The organism is Pseudomonadales bacterium (assembly GCA_013215025.1).
Classification (GTDB): Bacteria; Pseudomonadota; Gammaproteobacteria; order Pseudomonadales; family DT-91; genus DT-91.
Map to the genome: position 1 here is coordinate 1 of JABSRR010000134.1, position 1926 is coordinate 1926.

Below are 1926 nucleotides of genomic sequence, written 5' to 3' on the forward strand. Positions count from 1 at the left end.
TGTTTAACTTTGATTACACAAGAGCTAGCTTTTACATATAATAGCGGGATGGCTAAGAAGAAACCGAAAACACCCTCCAATATCATCGTGCAGAATCGTAAAGCACGACACGATTATTTTTTTGAAGATAAATTTGAAGCGGGCATCTCACTGACGGGCTGGGAAGTCAAATCGCTGCGCGAAGCCAAAGTTCAGCTGGTCGACAGCTTTGTTTGGTTTAAAGATGGCGAGGCGTTTTTGCATAACGCGATGATTACGCCACTGGCCACTGCATCGACGCATTTTGTGACGGAGCCGATGCGGCCTAGAAAGCTGCTATTACATCGGCGTGAATTGCAAAAATTGATGCGCGCAGTTGATGCCAAAGGCTATACCTGTGTGTGTACGCAGCTGTATTGGAAAAAACACCTTATTAAATGCGAGGTTGCGCTAGCGCGCGGCAAAGCCAGTCATGATAAGCGTGCGGTTGAAAAAGAGCGGGATTGGAATCGTGAGAAACAGCGCCTAATGCATAAATCGCGTTAGCTGATATGCATTAAGCGCTCAAAAATCATTCATTTATCACCTTGTTGGCTATGATCCGGCCCGTCTGGCGGCAGTATCGGCGGTAGGCCATGTTGCTGCCGGTGCTCATTAAACAGCGCTTTGGTCAGTGCTAGACACATCAGTATCAGTACAAATGTGAAGGGTAGGCCAGCTGATACCGTGCCTGCCTGCAGTGCTGATAAGGCCTCACTGCCGCCGCCTAACAATAGTACAATGGCGACTGCGCCCTCAGCCAGCGCCCAGAACACCCGTTGGCTGACCGGCGAGTCAATCTTGCCGCCGGCGGTAATGCTGTCAATCACTAATGAGCCAGAGTCAGAGCTGGTAATAAAAAAGGCCAGTACCAATATAATAGCGACCAGCGAAGTAATGCCGGCCCAAGGTAGTTCGGCAAGCAGGGCAAACATCGCCAGCGATACATCGCCAACACCTTCGCTCAAACCACCGAGCTGTTGCTTGTATTGCAATAACGCGCTCTCGCCGAACACCGTCATCCACACCAAGGTAACCAAGCTAGGCACAATCAGCACCGAAAAAATAAAGGCTCTTACCGTGCGACCTTTCGAGATGCGTGCGATAAACATGCCGACAAAAGGTGACCAAGAAATCCACCAGGCTAAATAAAATACGGTCCAGCTATGCTGCCACGCTTGGTCTGTTCGATCTGTTGCGGCACTCAACGGCAGTACATAGTCAAAATAAGCGATGAGGTTGTCACCAATGCCGACAAGCAGTGTGCCGGTCTCCCCAAGCAGCAAGACAAACAGCAGTAGCAAACAGGCAATGGCAATATTCAGCTGAGATAATACTTTTACCCCGCCGTCTAGGCCGCGAACGACTGAGACGATAGCCGCTGCGGTTACTAGGCCAATAATCAATAGTTGTAATAAGGTTGAGTTGTCAAAACCAAACACTACATGCATGCCTGAAGCTGCCTGTTGCGCGCCAAGTCCAAGCGAGGTGGCAAGACCAAATATAGTGGCAATCACTGCCAAGGTATCGATGATATGCCCTGGCCAGCCCCAAATACGTTCTGAAAAAATAGGATAAAAGGTAGAGCGTATGGTCAATGGTAATTGCTTGCTGTAATAGAAAAATGCCAGCGAAAGACCGACTACGGCATAAATGGCCCAGGGGTGAATGGTCCAGTGAAAGAGGGTTGCCGCCATTGCAAGGCGATACGCTTGTTCACTATTAGCCTCGACACCCAGCGGGGTAAATGCCCAGCCGGTGACATAGGCCAACGGTTCAGCAACGCTCCAAAACATTAAGCCAATCCCCATACCGGCCGAAAATAGCATCGCAAACCAAGCGGTATAGCTGTAGTCGGGTTTGGCAGACGGGCCGCCCAAACGAATACTGCCGAGCGGTGATAGCGCG

Annotated in this window: 2 protein-coding genes; one reads left to right on the forward strand and one right to left on the reverse strand. The window is 50.1% G+C overall.

Annotated features, from left to right (window positions below; genetic code table 11):
• Positions 1–48: 48 nt before the first annotated feature.
• Positions 49–525: an SsrA-binding protein SmpB gene (smpB, locus tag HRU21_09115; protein ID NRA42451.1), complete on the forward strand. Its 477-nt coding sequence runs from the start codon at positions 49–51 to the stop codon at positions 523–525.
• Positions 526–554: 29 nt separating this feature from the next.
• On the opposite strand, the gene HRU21_09120 is transcribed toward smpB, so the two are convergent.
• Positions 555–1926, reverse strand: a 1372-nt coding sequence (locus HRU21_09120) for a BCCT family transporter (protein ID NRA42452.1), incomplete at its 5' end; no start/stop codon positions are given.